This window comes from Reichenbachiella carrageenanivorans (genome assembly GCF_025639805.1).
Classification (GTDB): Bacteria; Bacteroidota; Bacteroidia; order Cytophagales; family Cyclobacteriaceae; genus Reichenbachiella; species Reichenbachiella carrageenanivorans.
The window spans coordinates 41,335-58,187 of sequence record NZ_CP106735.1; the positions used below are offsets into that span (position 1 = coordinate 41,335).

15 protein-coding genes and 1 tRNA gene are annotated in these 16,853 nt (G+C 41.8%); 10 read left to right on the plus strand and 6 right to left on the minus strand.

Annotated features, from left to right (window positions below):
• Positions 1-7: 7 nt before the first annotated feature.
• From N7E81_RS00150 to N7E81_RS00170, 5 genes are all read left to right on the plus strand, one after another.
• Positions 8-80, plus strand: a tRNA-Gln gene (locus N7E81_RS00150).
• 58 nt (positions 81-138) lie between these two features.
• A complete protein-coding gene (locus tag N7E81_RS00155; RefSeq protein WP_263051254.1) occupies positions 139-1,068 on the plus strand; it encodes a ribose-phosphate pyrophosphokinase in 930 nt (309 codons plus the stop codon).
• 13 nt (positions 1,069-1,081) lie between these two features.
• Positions 1,082-1,705 (plus strand): 50S ribosomal protein L25/general stress protein Ctc, encoded by a 624-nt coding sequence (locus N7E81_RS00160; RefSeq protein ID WP_263051255.1) that lies wholly within the window; start codon positions 1,082-1,084, stop codon positions 1,703-1,705.
• A gap of 96 nt (positions 1,706-1,801) precedes the next feature.
• On the plus strand, positions 1,802-2,362 hold the full coding sequence (gene pth, locus N7E81_RS00165; RefSeq protein WP_263051256.1) for an aminoacyl-tRNA hydrolase: 561 nt from the start codon (positions 1,802-1,804) through the stop codon (positions 2,360-2,362).
• Between the two features lie 118 nt (positions 2,363-2,480).
• Positions 2,481-2,711: a hypothetical protein gene (locus N7E81_RS00170; protein WP_263051257.1), complete on the plus strand. Its 231-nt coding sequence runs from the start codon at positions 2,481-2,483 to the stop codon at positions 2,709-2,711.
• Positions 2,712-2,823: 112 nt separating this feature from the next.
• Here the strand turns inward: N7E81_RS00170 and N7E81_RS00175 are convergent, their stop codons facing one another.
• On the minus strand, positions 2,824-4,074 hold the full coding sequence (locus N7E81_RS00175) for an ABC transporter permease (RefSeq protein ID WP_263051258.1): 1,251 nt from the start codon (positions 4,072-4,074) through the stop codon (positions 2,824-2,826).
• 268 nt (positions 4,075-4,342) lie between these two features.
• Here N7E81_RS00175 and queA point away from each other — a divergent pair, with 268 nt between their 5' ends.
• Positions 4,343-5,389 (plus strand): tRNA preQ1(34) S-adenosylmethionine ribosyltransferase-isomerase QueA, encoded by a 1,047-nt coding sequence (gene queA / locus N7E81_RS00180; protein ID WP_263051259.1) that lies wholly within the window; start codon positions 4,343-4,345, stop codon positions 5,387-5,389.
• An 83-nt stretch (positions 5,390-5,472) separates the two neighbouring features.
• Positions 5,473-6,144, plus strand: a complete 672-nt coding sequence (locus N7E81_RS00185; RefSeq protein WP_263051260.1) for a 2-C-methyl-D-erythritol 4-phosphate cytidylyltransferase — start codon at positions 5,473-5,475, stop codon at positions 6,142-6,144.
• A gap of 62 nt (positions 6,145-6,206) precedes the next feature.
• Here N7E81_RS00185 and N7E81_RS00190 read toward each other — a convergent pair whose 3' ends face one another.
• Entirely contained in the window at positions 6,207-6,428 is a 222-nt protein-coding gene (locus N7E81_RS00190; RefSeq protein ID WP_084371582.1) for a DUF2795 domain-containing protein, read from the minus strand.
• 187 nt (positions 6,429-6,615) lie between these two features.
• A complete protein-coding gene (locus N7E81_RS00195; RefSeq protein ID WP_263051261.1) occupies positions 6,616-7,965 on the minus strand; it encodes a DUF349 domain-containing protein in 1,350 nt (449 codons plus the stop codon).
• Positions 7,966-7,988: 23 nt separating this feature from the next.
• Here N7E81_RS00195 and ettA point away from each other — a divergent pair, with 23 nt between their 5' ends.
• On the plus strand, positions 7,989-9,668 hold the full coding sequence (ettA, locus tag N7E81_RS00200; RefSeq protein ID WP_263051262.1) for an energy-dependent translational throttle protein EttA: 1,680 nt from the start codon (positions 7,989-7,991) through the stop codon (positions 9,666-9,668).
• A 137-nt stretch (positions 9,669-9,805) separates the two neighbouring features.
• On the opposite strand, the gene N7E81_RS00205 is transcribed toward ettA, so the two are convergent.
• Entirely contained in the window at positions 9,806-13,288 is a 3,483-nt protein-coding gene (locus tag N7E81_RS00205; protein ID WP_263051263.1) for an Ig-like domain-containing protein, read from the minus strand.
• Positions 13,289-13,329: 41 nt separating this feature from the next.
• On the opposite strand from N7E81_RS00205, the gene N7E81_RS00210 reads away from it, so the two are divergent.
• Positions 13,330-13,629: a hypothetical protein gene (locus N7E81_RS00210; protein WP_263051264.1), complete on the plus strand. Its 300-nt coding sequence runs from the start codon at positions 13,330-13,332 to the stop codon at positions 13,627-13,629.
• Here N7E81_RS00210 and N7E81_RS00215 read toward each other — a convergent pair.
• Complete coding sequence (locus N7E81_RS00215; protein WP_263051265.1) at positions 13,626-14,339, minus strand: LytR/AlgR family response regulator transcription factor; 714 nt, start codon at positions 14,337-14,339, stop codon at positions 13,626-13,628. The genes N7E81_RS00210 and N7E81_RS00215 overlap by 4 nt on opposite strands.
• A 236-nt stretch (positions 14,340-14,575) precedes the next feature.
• Between N7E81_RS00215 and N7E81_RS00220 the strand changes: the two genes are divergently transcribed.
• Positions 14,576-16,378, plus strand: a complete 1,803-nt coding sequence (locus tag N7E81_RS00220) for an ATP-binding protein (RefSeq protein WP_263051266.1) — start codon at positions 14,576-14,578, stop codon at positions 16,376-16,378.
• An 84-nt stretch (positions 16,379-16,462) separates the two neighbouring features.
• On the opposite strand, the gene N7E81_RS00225 is transcribed toward N7E81_RS00220, so the two are convergent.
• Complete coding sequence (locus N7E81_RS00225) at positions 16,463-16,816, minus strand: T9SS type A sorting domain-containing protein (RefSeq protein ID WP_263051267.1); 354 nt, start codon at positions 16,814-16,816, stop codon at positions 16,463-16,465.
• Positions 16,817-16,853: the final 37 nt, after the last annotated feature.

The following is a 16,853-nucleotide window of genomic DNA, read 5'->3' on the forward strand; positions in this document are numbered from 1 at the left end:
ATAAGATTGGCCTATGGTGTAACTGGCAACACGTCTGGTTTTGGTCCAGAAGAGTCTAGGTTCGAGCCCTAGTAGGCCAACTTAAAAAGAAGCTGTCTCAACTGAGATAGCTTCTTTCATTTCACTAACGCACGAAACATGTCTGCAGTAAAGATCTTCGCCGGAAATGGCTCCAGAGAATTAGCAACCGAAATCGCTAATAGTTACGGCAAGCCACTTGGAAATTCAACCTCCAAAAAATTCAGCGATGGCGAGTTGTCTTTTAGCTACAACGAGACCGTTCGCGGCTGTGACGTTTTCATCATTCAATCTACGGGACCTTCTGACAACCTGATCGAGCTATTGCTCATGATCGATGCAGCCAAAAGAGCAAGTGCTAAGTCTGTAACTTGTGTCGTTCCTTACTACGGCTACGCACGTCAAGACAGAAAAGACAAACCAAGAGTATCTATTGCGGCCAAACTAATGGCCAATGTATTGCAAGCAGCTGGCGCTGACCGACTGATGACTTGCGACCTGCATGCCGATCAAATTCAAGGTTTTTTCGACATCCCTGTAGACCATCTAGTAAGCGCCTCTATTTTTGTGCCTTACATCAAAGATTTAAAATTAGACAACCTAATCTTTGCCGCACCAGACGTAGGAAGCACAAAAAGAGTTAGAGAATTTGCTAAGTTTTTTGAGGCCGACATGGTCGTTTGTGACAAACACAGAAAGAGAGCCAATGAAATTGCTTCTATGCAAGTCATTGGAGACGTAGAAGGAAAGAACGTTATCTTAGTAGATGACATCATTGATACCGCAGGCACCCTGACTAAAGCCGCCAACCTTTTGAAGGAAAAAGGAGCAGTTTCGGTAAGAGCTTTCTGTACTCACCCCATCCTATCTGGCAATGCCTACGAAAACGTAGACAGCTCAGAACTGGAGGAATTGGTAGTGACAGACAGTATCAAAATCAAGGAGGGTGTATCCTCCAAAATAAAAGTGGCCAGCATGTCTGAGCTTTTCGCAAAAGCGATTAGAAAAATTCATGACCACGAATCCATTAGTTCATTATTTATTCAATAACATATATAGTATTATGAAAACAATAGAGATTGTAGGGTATAAAAGAGCGAATCTCGGCAAGATTGATGCAAAAAATCTTCGTGCCGAAGGAATGGTTCCATGCGTAATATACGGTGGAGAGGAGCAAGTACATTTTTACGCTCCAGCGATTCTTTTCAGAGAATTGGTATACACAGCAGAAGCGCACTTTGTAAAAGTGAACGTAGAAGGCAAAGAATTTGATTGTATCATGCAGGATATTCAGTTTCACCCAGTAAGTGAAATGATCCTTCACGTAGACTTCCTTCAGTGGTTTGCTGGCAAGTCTATCAAAATGGAAATTCCTGTACACTTGACAGGTATTTCTAAAGGTGTATCTAACGGTGGTACATTGATCCACAAGAGAAGATCATTGACTATCAAAGCATTGCCTAAAAACATGCCTGAGCACATCGACCTAGATATTACCCCACTAGATTTCGGTAAGGCAATCAAAGTGAACGATGTACTCACCGAAAACTTTGAAATCCTAGATACGCCACAGGCATCTATCGCAGTAGTAGAAATCCCTAGAGCACTTAGAGGTAAATCTGCTGCTGAATTGGCTGGAGAAGAAGGAGAAGAGACTGAAGAAGGAGCTGAAGCAGCTGCTGAATAAGTCAACAAAATACACATTGAAAATCCTGCTCGTTGAGCAGGATTTTTTTTTGACTATTTTTAATTACGCAATTATTCTTTGCAAACCCATACGCATATGAAATTTCTTATTGTCGGCCTCGGCAACATCGGACCTGAATATGAGCTCACTCGTCACAATATCGGCTTTTTGGTTTTGGACAGACTAGCCGAAGAGCAGGGTGCCAAATTCGAACATTCAAAATTGGCCAACAAATGTGAGTTTAAGTACAAAGGCAGAACCATTCACCTTATCAAACCCACTACCTATATGAACCTCAGTGGAAAGGCAGCGAACTACTGGATGCAAGATCTCAAAATAAGTAAAGAAAACATGCTGGTTATCACAGATGACATTGCCCTGCCTCATGGCAATTTACGAATGAGAGCCAAGGGTAGTCCTGCTGGACACAATGGTCTAAAAAATATCGATGAGCAAACAGGGGGGAACAACTATGCCCGGCTCAAATTTGGGGTAGGCAACGACTTCCATAAAGGGCAACAAGTAGATTATGTCCTTAGTCAATTTTCCAAAGAGCAAATGAAAGACCTGATTTTTCCCATTGACAAAGCCTGCGAAATGGCACTTTCCTTCTGCACAATTGGAATTCAGCGCACAATGAACCAATTCAACGATTAAAACATAAATCGCTGAAAAACAGATGGTTGAAAAATTTATTTAACAATCATTAACACATTTTCTTGGTAAAGTGAAATTATCAATCTAGCTTCAAGTTTCACTAAACCAATTCGTATTTATGAAGTTTTTAAAGAACCTTAGTTTAATTGCTGCGGCAATGTGCTTTTTGTTTGTAGCTGGATGTGGTGCCAAGAGCACTTCTACTGAAAGCGAAGAAACTGTAGTAGAAGAAACTACTGAAGCAGTAGAGGAAGTTACTGAAGAAGCCACTGAAATGGCAGACGAAGCGATGGAGTCTATCGACTCTCTAGCTACTGAAGCTGTGGATAGCGTAGCATCAGAAAACTAAAAAACAGTTACGGGAAAAATTAAAATATTGAAATCAGCTATTAAAAAATAAAGATTTCATAAAAAAAACCCTGAGAATTAAAAAAAAGGGACTCTTATAGAGTCTCTTTTTTTTATGACCTGATGGCTACTACTGGATCCATTTTGGCTGCTAAGCCCGCTGGAACTATTCCAGATATCACACCAATGATCACTGAGACGGTTAGGCCTATGAGTACATTTTTTAAACTCATAATAAGTTCTAATGAGCCTAGATCCATAAAGGTAAGAAAGTAGACCAATAAGATTCCAAATCCTCCTCCAAACAGGCTCAGAAAAATAGACTCGAATAAAAACTGAAATAGGATGAAGTTGTTTTTCGCTCCTAATGACTTTTGTATACCTATAATATTGGTTCGTTCGCGCACAGACACAAACATGATATTGGCGATACCAAAGCCTCCAACCAAAATGGAGAAGCTTCCTATGATCCAGCCCGCCAAATTCAACACGTCGAACATCTGCCCTAAGAAGGTAGCAAAGGCTTCTGGTCTATTCATAGCGAAATTATTTTCTTCCTTAGGCTTCAACCCTCGCTTCTTACGCATTAGCCCAGTCAGCTCTCCTTCTAATCTCTCCTGACCAGGATCATCCTCCATGCCTTTGATATTTATTGATGAACCAAGACCTCGATAGCTACTAACAAGGTAAAACTTGCTTAACGTCTTATATGGAATCAAAATATTATCGTCATTGCTAGGTGTGCTAAGCAGTGCTTCTCCCTCTTCCTGAATCACTCCTATCACCATAAACTTAGCACCTTTCACTTTCACTACCTGCCCCACTGCTGATTGTGATTGAAACAACTCTGTAGCTGCACGCTGGCCGATTAACGCCACATTACTTGCATTCTCTGTCTCCTGAACACTAAAATACCTACCAGCTTGAAGCTGCAGATCATTGATGTCCTTATACCCATATGAAACACCTATCATATTTAGCCCAGAACTACTACTGCTCCCCTTTTTGGCCGTTACATTAGACTTATATGCATAAATGGCCAACCCGTCATGATTGACCAAATTGGCTTGGAGATATTTAAATTCATCATAGTCTGTCTCTGGTCTCTGATAATATTTCCACCAAGGGTACCCACCTCCACCAAACTGATATGGCCATTTTTCTAAAATAATATTATCTGCTCCAAGAAAATTCAGGCTATTGTTGATATTGCGCTGAAGCGAATCTACTAGAGTAAACACAGCAATAATGGCAAATATCCCGATCGTAACGCCCAGAAAGGACAGAACCGTCCGCATCACATTCATTCGCAACGCATTGAATGCAAACCGAAAACTCTCCCATACCAAACGAATCATTAACATCTTATAATAATTTAACTTACAAGCAACATTTATCGGAACAATTTACTAATTTTGCCCTCTTATTTTGACGTATTGGTCACACAATCGTTATTTTTATTACATGAATGCAATTGAATATTTTATCTTTCCTTTTTCAACCAATTATTCAATTCAGAACCCATTTCCTAGAAACAGATTTAGATGAAGCAAGCCACGAGCACAAGTATTCTTCGCTCAGCGACGGTGGTGTTGGCGTGTTTCGTATACTGATTAAATAAAACACAAACAGATGAAATTATCAGAATTCAAATTTGACCTCCCTCCAGGGCTGCTCGCGCTTTATCCTACTGAAAACAGAGATGAATCTCGCTTGATGGTCGTTCATAAGGACACTGGTGAGATCGAGCATAAGGTTTTCAAAGATTTAATCAGTTATTTAGATGAAGGGGATAGTGTAATCCTCAACGACACCAAAGTTTTCCCAGCCAGACTGTATGGCAATAAAGAAAAAACGGGTGCAAAAATCGAAGTATTCTTACTTAGAGAATTAAACAAAGAGCTCCACCTGTGGGATGTATTGGTAGACCCTGCTAGAAAAATCAGAGTAGGCAACAAGCTGTACTTCGGCGAAGGCGATCTGGTAGCAGAAGTTATCGACAACACGACCTCTAGAGGCCGAACCATTAGATTCCTATTTGACGGTACCGACGAAGAGTTTTACAAATCGATAGACGAACTTGGAGAGACTCCATTACCAAAAGAGATCGCTCGTAAAACTGAGCCAGAGGACAGAGAAAGATTCCAGACGATCTATGCGAAAAACGTAGGTGCTGTAGCAGCCCCTACTGCTGGCATTCACTTTACCCGACAGATGCTCAAAAGACTTGAGCTACAAGGTGTGGACACCAAAGCCATTACTCTGCACTTAGGCTTAGGTACATTCAGACCAGTAGACGTGGAAGATTTGACTAAGCACAAGATGGACTCTGAGAACTACAGCGTTCCTGAAGACACTGCTACATTGGTCAATAAGGTATTGGACGAAAAGAAAAAAGTTTGTGCCATAGGTACAACGGTGCTAAGAGCACTAGAGTCCTCTGTATCTGCCAACGGAAGATTAAAAGCCAATGAAGGCTGGACCGATAAATTCATCTTTCCCCCATATGATTTTAAAATTGTAAAATCATTGGTTACCAACTTCCATTTACCAGAGTCAACACTACTCATGAATGCCGCAGCATTTGGTGGTTTTGATTTGATTATGGAAGCCTATCAAGTAGCAATTAAAGAAAAATACAGATTCTTCAGCTATGGCGACGCCATGTTGATTATCTAATTATCTAATTATAAAATGACTAACTCCGGAGCCAGCTTCGGAGTTTTTTTTGTTTTACAAAATCATATTATAATATTGTTGGAATGAAGAAGTACACCATTATAGTAGCAGGAGGTTCGGGAAGTAGAATGCAAGCCCATCAGCCCAAACAATTTTTAGAACTCAACGGCCGCCCCATGCTTATGTACACGCTAGATGCTTTTGTACAGTATGACGCTGACATAGAAATCGTCTTGGTATTGCCCGAAGACCATGTGGCCACATGGGAACAGCTAGTCGCGCAGCACAACTACCAGACGCCTCACACCACCACCACTGGTGGCACCACACGATATGAGTCTGTGCGTAATGGACTTAACACTATCAGCGGAGAAGGGTTAGTTGCTATACACGATGGCGCTCGTCCACTCATCACCCAAAAAGTAATCAATAGAACCTTCGAACAAGCCAAAAAAACAGGTAATGGGGTCGCTGCTGTACAAATGAAGGATTCGATTCGCTTGATGGTAAATGGCAAAAGCCAAGCTGTAGATCGCAGCCAATACTTCGTAGTACAAACACCTCAAACATTCAGTATACCATTAATCAAAAGAGCATTCGAAGCCAGTACTGACAATAATTTTACCGATGATGCTAGTGTACTCGAGGCGCATGGTGGCAAAGTAACGCTAGTAGGTGGTAGCTATGATAATCTAAAGATCACAACTCCAGAGGACTTGCTAATTGCTTCCTCAATCTTAGATAGGAGAAAATAAAATGCCTGACCTCTCATCGTAAGCCAGGCAAAATATCTTAATGATTTGGTCGTCGCAGAGGGTTAATACTCGTCCTCATTAAAGAAGAAATCTTCTTTAGTAGGATAGTCAGGCCATATCTCTTCGATGGTCTCAAATGGATGCCCGTCGTCCTCTAGCTCTTGCAGGTTCTCTACCACTTCCAAAGGAGCTCCTGATCGAATAGAATAATCGATTAATTCATCCTTAGAAGCTGGCCATGGCGCGTCCTCCAAATATGATGCTAATTCTAGTGTCCAATACATAATTTACTTCCTTTAATTCTGGTGTTTTATATAATCGTGCAAAAATAAATTTTTCAATCAATAATCAAACTATTGGCTTGTTTATCTGAATATTTATTTTAACTGAATATAATTCGTATCAAAAAAAAATACAACTGATCCTCACAAGGATTTAATTTATTTTTTTGACCTGATAACGCAGGATGAATTAAGCTTGTTTTATTTTCTCTTGACATTCTTTTAGCAGACTCTTTTTGAGCGCCACTTTATCTTGCTGCACTTGCAGTTTGTCATTAAGCATATCTACAAAAGAGCCTTTATTGATATGCATATTACCCATATTTTCATGAAACGATTTCAACTCCGTTTCGTCTCGCTGCAGCAAATCTCGAACTACCCTTAACAAATCCTTATATTGATCCTTCGTTTCCTTTTTTGCAAAACCTTTATTCTTCTTCTGAGTCAAATTCCAAATAAAGCCACGCTCCTGCCATTCTCTAGACAATTGCATAAAACTTTCATGAACTTCGGGATGCGCTTTTCTGGATACATGTCCACTATTCTTCCACTTGGTCTTTAGCGCTTCGAAAGCCTTGTGATCGCTACCAAATGTACTTACCACCAACACCTTCAATTCTTCTAATATTTCAGTCTTGGCTTTCAAACTTTCTTTTTCGCCTTTAGACTTTTGTTTTCTCTCCGCGTTTCTGTGTTTTTTTTGCTTTTCGAAATACTCCTGTGTGACCTTCCAGTACGTATCATTAATCGCTTTAAAATCGGCTTCGGGAATTCTACCTATGTCCTTCCACTGCTTCTGAAGCTCCTTTACTTTTTCGAACGTGTGTTGAAATGCCTTTTTATCAATAAATGATTTAATCTCAGCTATAATCGACTGATACTCCTCCATCCGAGCATTGACCAGCATTTGCTTATCCGCCGTAAAAGTGTTTCGCTTTTCATAAAAGCTATCCACTCCTGCTTTAAACTTACCTTCGAGTTCTTCACGCGTCGATTGTTCTGGGCTACCCGTCTTCAACCACCTTGATTTCAAATCTTTGATTTGCTCAAAAGCCTCTTCTTGATCATTGTTGGTCAAAACCACCTCCAACTCCAACAATAGCGCCTGCTTGATATCAGTATTCTTTGCCCTGTTTTTCTGAATATAGTCCCCTAACAAAGCTTTCAACGGTGCTATTCTATCGAGCTGACTTTGATAATCTCCTAGCCCCTCATGACTAGAAATGGTCTCCTCAATATTTTGGAGGCTAGACAAAAAAGACCCCTTGTTGCTCTGGGTATTTATTTTATCCTCTATCTCATCTAGCTTCTGCTTGAGCTTATCAAACTTAGCTTCAAAGAAAGACACAGCATCTGTGATTTCTTCTTCCGAAAGTTCTTTTAGTTTAAGTGCCTCCACCTGACCAAAAGCTGAGCGAAAGAGTACGTTATTTTCTACGTGTCCGTATGGTATTTCCACAATAAATTGGCGAGTGCCTTTTCTTTGATAAATCGGCTGCAAATTTACAAAATCAGGCCAAAGACAGAATATTTTTCGCATATTTGTCTCAAAAATCACAATATATGAGCGACGAAAAAATCATCTTTTCCATGGCTGGGGTCAACAAAATCTACCCCCCACAAAAACAAGTACTCAAGAACATATACCTCTCTTTTTTTTATGGTGCTAAAATCGGCGTACTAGGACTCAATGGATCAGGCAAATCGTCGCTACTCAAAATCATCGCGGGTATAGACAAAGAATTTCAAGGCGAAGTAGTTGCTTCCAAAGAATACAGCGTGGGACTACTCGAACAAGAACCGCAGCTAGACCCTAACAAAACAGTGAAACAGGTAGTCGAAGAAGGCGTACAAGAGATCGTCGATCTTTTACAGCAATTCGAAGACATCAATGCCAAGTTTGCAGACCCTGCCGTACTAGACGACGCCGACGCAATGGACAAGGTGATCCAAGAGCAAGCCGTGGTGCAAGAGAAACTTGACGCAGCCAACGCCTGGGAGCTGGACAGTCGTCTCGAAAGAGCGATGGATGCGCTACGCACCCCTCCAGGAGATGCTAAAATAGAAACCCTCTCTGGAGGAGAAAAAAGAAGAGTAGCTCTTTGCAGATTATTATTGCAAGAACCAGACGTACTGCTACTGGATGAACCCACCAACCACCTCGATGCTGAGTCTGTTCTTTGGCTAGAGCAGCACCTCAATCAATACAAAGGCACGGTGATCGCCGTGACTCACGACAGATATTTTCTTGACAACGTAGCAGGTTGGATATTAGAATTGGATCGTGGCGAAGGCATTCCCTGGAAAGGAAATTATTCCTCTTGGTTAGATCAAAAGCAAAAACGACTAGCGCAAGAAGAAAAAACAGAATCGAAAAGACAAAAAACACTCGAAAGAGAGCTAGACTGGGTACGTATGTCAGCCAAAGGCAGACAAGCCAAGGGTAAAGCGAGACTTGCAGCCTACGACAAGCTGGCCAGCCAAGATGCCAACGAACGTGAAAGCAAGCTAGAACTCTACATCCCACCAGGGCCAAGATTGGGAGACAAAGTAATAGATGTAGAAGGTGTCTCTAAAGCATTTGGCGACAAGCTCCTTTATGAAAACCTTACTTTCTCCTTGCCACAGGCTGGCATTGTAGGTATCGTAGGGCCAAACGGTGCGGGTAAAACCACCCTGTTTAATATGATCACTGGCAAAGAAAAGCCTGATGCTGGCTCATTTGATATTGGCTCAACGGTACAGATTGCCTATGTAGATCAGGAACACGACAATTTAGATCCAAACAAATCCGTATGGGAAGTCATCTCTGATGGCAATGAACTGATCGAACTGGGTGGCAAGCAGATGAACTCAAGAGCCTATGTGAGCAAGTTCAATTTTGGCGGTGGAGACCAAGGTAAAAAAGTAGGCACGCTCTCTGGTGGAGAACGAAACCGTGTACATCTGGCCATGACTCTTAAGCAAGGTGCTAACCTCCTCCTACTCGATGAGCCTACCAACGACTTGGATGTAAACACTCTGCGTTCGCTAGAGGAAGCCTTAGAAAATTTTGCAGGATGCGCGGTAATCATCAGTCACGACAGGTGGTTCTTAGACAGGGTATGTACGCATACTTTGGCATTCGAAGGAGACAGCCAAGTTTATTTCTTCGATGGGCCATTTTCTGCCTATGAAGAAAACCGCATCAAACGCCAAGGTAATGTAGAGCCTAAGCGAATCAAATATAAGAAGCTCCAGTAAAAAACTGAGATCGTATTATAAAATAAAGGAGGTGAGGCTCATAAGCCCCACCTCCCAAATTAACCCTTCCTAAAAATTCCCTCTCCCAATTTCTTGGAAAAGAAAATTAGCAAAGGTACTTTTCCTTAACCCTTCGGTTATTTGATTATCAATCTTTTAGAAATAGTAGATGTACCTGTCTTAAACACTACATGATACAGACCTGACGGGTAACTATTTACAGGAATAGTCAAGCTTTTTACGCCACCCAATTCCAACTCCATAATTTGAACCCCTGCATTATTGATAACCGAAAGTGATCCTACCGACTCATTCATTTTAGATAGATCAAAGTTCAATACTTGGCTAGCAGGATTAGGGAATATAGAAATATAATGCTCTAGGCCATCATCAATACTGGTTACAGTTGTTTCGCCATCTTCTTCGTCCTCCACAGTAATGGCAACCTCTAGATTGACCTCATTAGCACCATCGCTGGCCACAACAATGATCTCATACACATTGTCTCCATCAGCGTCTATTGGGTTTTCGAAATCAGGAGATACCTTGAAGGTCACCACTCCTGTGCTTTCTTCGATCGTAAACAACGACTCATCATTCGCTGTACCTAAGCTATAGGTGATACTCCCTGCATCTGTAGCTGTGGCAGTATACACAGTACCCGTTCCGTTTTCCGTGAAACTAGCCGTCGTGCCAGATGCAAATACTGGGCTGGTTGCATCTTTAGCTTTGGTATCCTCGGCGGCACTTCCTGTATTAGTAGCCTCATCGGTAAGGGTCACGCTGAGCGTGATCGTACCGTCACCCAATCCACTCGCATCTATACCCGACACTTGATCGGTAGCTGCACTGATCGTGCCACTGCCTGTCACGTCGGCACCTCCGCCTGTGCTGCTCAGTGTATAATCGTAAGTAGCGCCTACTTCTGCGTCTGTGAAAGTGAAACTCAATGCGCCCTCATTTTCTGAATTGACTTCCGCCTGATCTATACTTACGGTATAGCCAGATGGTGCTGTAAGGTCAATTTCCAAATCGTACTCCGAGGAATTTGTGGTCTGATTACCCGCCGCATCTGTGGCTGTAATAAATAAACTATACGTGCCTTCTGCTAATGAGGAAAGTACACCAGCTGCTATCTCCCAAGTTCCATCTCCGTTGTTGATCACTGTCGGCGTTTGTCCATCTGATATGATGCCTAGCATGGTAGCACTAGCGTCATCTACCACACCCGTGATTTTCGGTGATTGGTTATTAGTCACTAAAACATCTACTGTGACTACTGGTGCAGTAGTGTCTTTTGTCTTGATACTAGCTGTAGCTTGTCCCACATTATTGGCCACGTCGGTAAGCGTGACACTTAGCGTGATTATTCCTTCCGCTAACCCACTGACATCTATATCTGATATTTGATCGGTAGTAGTACTGATCGTCCCACTGCCCGTTACTTCGGAACCTCCGCCGCTACTGCTCAAGGTGTAATCATAAGTAGCTCCTACTTCCGCACCTGAGAAGGTAAAACTCAATGCGTCCACGTTGCTGCTATTGATATAGGTTTGATCTATGCTTGCTGTATAACCTGTTGGAGCGGTCAAATCGATCGTCAACTCATTGCTAGTCGCATCTACGCCAGTATTCATTACATTATCATTGGCATATATAGTAACGCCATAGACGCCTTCCTCCAATGCGGTGATGGTGTTGTCTGCGACTTCCCAGGTGCCATCACCGTTATTGGTGATCGTCAAGGATTGGCTGTTAGACAGAAACCCAGTCAAATAGCTAGTAACATCATCTACGGTACCTGTCAGCTTTGGCGTCTGATCGCTGGTCACCAAGGCATCTACGGTCACTACAGGTACTATGGTGTCTTTTGTGAGGGTACCTCCCACAGCACTTCCTACGTTGCCATGTGCATCGGTAAGTGTGATGCTAAAAGTAACGGTGCCATCGGCCAAGTCGCTCAAATCTATACCAGAAATGTTCTGACTTGAGCTGGTGATCGTGCCACTGCCAGTCACATCAGTATCTCCTGCGCTAAATGTATAATTGTAGGTAGCTCCTACTTCAGCAAATGAGATAGGAAAACTAAAAGCAATCTTATTTCCATATTTGATGGCCATGTCAGAGGTATTTACAAAATACCCCTCGGGAGCTGTAGCATCGCTCACCGTGATGGTAAACGACTGGGTAGCTATACCTCCATTGCCGTCATTGGCTGTGAGTACAACATCGTGCGTACCTACTTGTCCAGCAGGATTACCCGAAAGGGTATAAACTCCCTCTTGATACGTTTGAACCTGATGGCCGCCCTGAGCGGCAATACAAAGTCGGTCAGATGCGTCTAAGACAATCCCATTGGCAGACGATAAGTTTACAATTTTTGTAACTGTTGACCCTCCAGGGGCAATTTTATCTATTTGCGTACCATTTTTCACAACATAAAAATTGCCATCAGCATCTCTAGCCATTCCTGTCATATTAGACACTCCCGACATTACGGTGGTTCTGAATCCTGTATTGTCAATTTTATAAATGATGTTAGACGACTTATCTGCTAGATAGAGATTATCATCCGCATCTATATCCAGCGCCGATATTTCACCAAACCCAAAAGCAACCTCCGTTCGGACCATGGCGGGTGTAATTTTATAAACTTTATAGGTGGAGAACCATCCGCCTACATAAACGTTGTCGTCGCTATCGACTACCACTGCAGATAGTCGGAGCAGTGCGGTCGCAATGGTGGTCACTTCTCCTGCTGGCGTTATTTTTCTTACGGCGTTGCCAGGGTCTTCTGTCACATAGACATTGCCCGACGCGTCTGTGGCTATGCCTACGGGGTGATTGAAAGCGGCAGCTGTACCCGTGCCATCCGTAGTGGCGGCATCACCCGATCCCGCAAATGTAGATACGACACCCTCTGGGGTAATTTTTCTGATTCGGTTGTTGTTGGATTCTGCCACGTAGATATTGCCACTGGCATCTACAGCCACATCGCTTGGCCCGTCGAATGTCGCTACATCAGCCGCTCCGTCCGTGTCTCCTGCAGTGCCAGCACCTATTTTAATATATCGGGTGATGGTCTCCATGGCTAGCCATGATGGCTTCGTAGTAGCGGCTACAGATACATCATCGTCATTGATATCGGAGGTGGCTACATAGTAGTTGTAGGTACTGTTGTCGCCCTGCTCGGTGATCGCCGTAGAAGTGAATGTAGGCGCTGAATTTGGCACAATAGTGCTTTGTACATCGCCAGTGAATGTGGAAATTGGACCACAACCAGATATATTCGACCAACTACCTAAAGATAGGGCTGGTGGATTTGGGTAGGATGCTACAGTTTTAGTATGAAACAATTCATACCCAAATCCATAGTCAGCCAATATTTCCCACTGGTTATTCTGCCATATGATTTTAACCATTTCACCATAATCACTCTCACCAATAAAAGTATTTCTAATCTGGCCATCACTAGTAGTGCCACTCTGAGTTAGGGTCATGGTTCCGCCTCCGGGAAAACAAGCATCCGCAAAAATAATCTGACCAAATGAGAGATGTGTGATGCTTAGTATAATGCCCAGCAACCAGAGCTTTTTTTTCCAAAAACCTATTCTTTCCATCTTTTTAATATTAGCTGTTGAATTGATTAATCTGTCGTATAATGAGCACCAAAAATTGGTTTCATTTCCTTAGTCCAGAGTCAATATTTTGGCGAAGGTATAGGGTGTATTCATCGTTTGTAAACGGAGGTGACGAAAGTGAAAAGTTGGTGGACGAATCTCCAAAAGTCGGTGACGAAAGTGAAAAATCAATTCATCATGAGTTGATAGATAATTGCAAGTACGTGAAAGCATTTGCTACTCTTTCATTGGGTGCCCCATGGAGTAGTCCTCACTCAGAAAATTCAAAAGATCATCGACTAGCGGAAGCCAGCCGTAAAAAAGTAATTGGCAAAACCTAGTCCATCAGCAAGGACAGCAATTCATCTCTTCGTCGCTTCACGATGGGCAGCTCCTCCTCACCAACTCGGATAGACGTACCTCCAATACTTTGTATTTTTTCGATATTGACCAAATAGGAACGATGGGTCTTAAAAAAGGTGTCTTTGGGCAGCTTCATTTCAATATTTTTCAACGTCTCTTTGATCACTTTTCTATTGCCTTGGCCATGAATCTCTACATAGTTGCCATCGGATTTGATGTAGTCCATGTCTGCCCATTTGAGTTTCACAAAACGATATTCGTCTTTTACAAACAAAGAGCCTTTGACGAGCAAAGCTCGTTTGCTCTCTGTTTTTTCAGTTCTAAACTGGGCTATAGCGGATTGAATAACCTTGAAGATGTCTTGTGCCGAGGCAGATTTGGGTACGTAGCCATAAGGCATCGTTTTAGCAGCGGATACCTTCTTTTGATCGGCTTGGGTAGTCAGGAAAACAGTAGGGATATTCAATTCCTTTTTCAGTTGATCAGCAAGCTCAATCCCATTCTGATCACCTTTTAGGTCAACATCCAATAGAGCGATGTCAGGTTTTTCAGCTTTTATCATCTCAAGCCCTTCTGCTGTACCGATCGCTGTCCCCACGCATTCAAATCCCATTTGCTCTATCTTACTCACAATCGACCGAGCAATGATAACCTCTACCGCTACTACCAACACTTTCCCCTTCCCCATTAGGCGCAAATCTAAATTGAAATGTGACACTACTACACTATCACTCTTACTAAATGTAAATCTCCTTCGAGATGTATGAGATAGCCTACAAGCCAAAAATGCCATATTTTTTTTATTGATGCATATCATTCTGCAAGAATTTGAAAACAAAAAAGAGTGCATGCCACATCAGTATACTATGACTAGATTCTGATTAGACAATTGCTTTCTCCAAGTAATCTTCGCATATTTAATGCATGCGTAATCTAATTTTAATCGCAGGTCTATGCCTCTGCTTTTCACTCACCAGTCAGGCAGATTCTTGGGAGCAAGCCCTTGAATCCAAAAATGCTACTTTAAACCTACATTGGTACACTTCCATCCCTTTTGTCTATCATAATCAGAAAGGAGAGTTGATCGGTTTGGAGTACGAGTTGATGGAAGCATTTGGCCAATATTTACGAAATGAGCATCAGATAAACGTAGCGCTAAACTGGAAAGAAGACATCAGTTTTTTTAACATTCTGAAACGTATAAAAAACACGGCTGCCCCCAACGATCTAGGGGTCTCTGCTTTCTCTATTACCGAAGAGCGAAAAACATACTTGCAGTATACAGACTCTTATTTACCAGATATCACAGTTTTGGTATCGAGTCAGGGTACACCTATTGTGCGACAGCTAGAAGACGTAAACCAACTGATGGAGAACATGGCAGCAATCACTATCAAAGGCACTATTTATGAGACTTTCCTGATTGAAATGAGAGAAGATTTAAACATTTCGTTTGAGATTCAATACATAGAAAGTGACGAAAATGTACTTGATCACATCAGTCGGTCTGATCGCATGTTTGGATTCATAGACTTACCCATCTACCTCATGTGGATCAAGGAAGGCAAAGATCTCACCCGTCAAAATTTTTTCACTGTACGGGGGATCGGCTACGGATTTATCCTATCACCTTCAAGTGATTGGAATATTCCGTTCAATGCATTTTTAGCAAACCCCAAATACAAAACGAAGATTGCAGATATCATGTCTAAATACCTAGGTAGCGAGCTCTACCAGTTTATAGACAACTCCTACGACCGCGAACAACTAGGCACTTATATCCTAACCAAAGAGAAAGAAATTCAACTGGCTCTCATTCGAAATGCTAATCTAAAACTCGAAGAAGAGGAAAATTTCAAACGAATCTTGATACTCGGGATTGGCATATCACTCGTTTTTCTGTTTATTATTCTTTATCTATTCTATCATAATCAGAAAACCACCAAACTCATCATTGACCAAAAAGATCAAATAGAATCTCAACAAAAAGACATCCGCCAGAAAAACGAACAATTAATCAATCGAAATGCTCAACTGGTTACACTCAATGAAGATAAAAACAACTTGGTCAATATTCTAGCTCACGACCTACGATCTCCTCTTAGCCATATCCTTGGGTTGTCGAGCATTATGACATCCAACCTAAAAGACATCTCTGACGAAAATAAAGACTACCTGGATAAAATTGGGAACGCTGCCAAGCATATGAACCAGATGATTGAAAAGATACTAAACACAGACAGCCTGGATAGCGGCCACAAAATGATACTCAAGGAACAGGTGAATGTAGATCAGCTGATAGACGATCTCTCTACTCGCTACAATACACTAGCTACCAACAAAGACATCCAGCTATCAGTAATTAAACCTCAGCCCTCATTGACCATAGAGACCGACCATATGCTCCTGTATTTAATTTTAGAAAACCTGATATCTAACGCTGTAAAATTCTCCCCCCCTTATACAAAAATCACATTAGAGATAGAACAATCTAAGGATAAAACACACTTCAAAATTACAGACCAAGGACCTGGATTTTCGGAGGAAGACAAACTATTGGTATTCAACCGATTTCAAAAACTGAGTGCTCGTCCCACTGGAAACGAATCTTCAACTGGCCTAGGCTTATCTATTGTCAAAAAATATACAAAAGACTTAGGAGGCCATGTATGGCTAGACAGCACATCAGAAAAAGGCAGTACTTTTATTGTAAGCCTAGACTCGTAATACAAATGCACTACCAACTTCTAAAAAAGCAGACATAATAAGCCAAAGACTTCTTAAACATTGATTGGATTGGTTTTTATAATTCTATTGCACCACTATTTTTTTCATCACCTCTTTATTTCCTTGACGGAAAAAAACCATATACACTCCTTTTTGCCAATTGCCTACAAAAATGGATAACTGTGTAAACTTCTCTTGAATCTGATATACCATATGCCCAGAAAGATCGGTGATTCTGAGCTGAGAAATACTTCCATCGAACTGTTGCTGTTCTATATTGAGATAGGAAGAAGTCGGATTAGGATAAATCTCCAATAACGACACGGCTTGCATCTCGCTGACCTCATCTTTTGTTGGTGCGGCCTGTGCCCTTAGTCCACTAATAGACGCGATTGTCAAACCAAGTAAAAAAAAACACCTCATCTTTTTCATCATCATACTCATTCTGTTTCTCCTATGAAACGGGCAGATAGAT